Source organism: Vibrio sp. 10N.222.55.C6 (genome assembly GCF_041473395.1).
Lineage (GTDB): Bacteria > Pseudomonadota > Gammaproteobacteria > Enterobacterales > Vibrionaceae > Vibrio > Vibrio crassostreae_C.
This window is the reverse complement of sequence record NZ_JBFRSD010001243.1, coordinates 1-277: the sequence shown is the minus strand read 5'-3', so window position 1 is coordinate 277 and position 277 is coordinate 1. Positions and strand designations below refer to the sequence as shown.

Genomic DNA, 277 nt, shown 5'->3' with positions numbered 1-277 from the left:
AAGAACAAAGCAACGAGAATTTCGATCTCGTGGCATTCAAACGCATTTTATCGCGTTGGCAAGATGCCTTAGAAGGTAAAGGCTGGAATGCGCTTTATTTAGAAAACCACGATCAAGCTCGTAGTATTGATACTTTTGCCGATCCTAACTCTAGGTATGCCAGTGCTACCGCGTTAGCGAGTTGTTATTTCTTGATGAAAGGAACTCCATTTATTTATCAGGGCCAAGAGATTGGTATGGTAAATCATCAGTTTACTTCTCTTGACGAATTTAACGA

General features: G+C 40.4%; 1 protein-coding gene. It reads left to right on the top strand.

Going from position 1 to position 277, the window contains the following annotated elements; genetic code table 11:
• Positions 1 to 277, top strand: a 277-nt coding sequence (locus AB4486_RS28375) for an alpha-amylase family glycosyl hydrolase (protein WP_372120169.1), incomplete at both ends; no start/stop codon positions are given.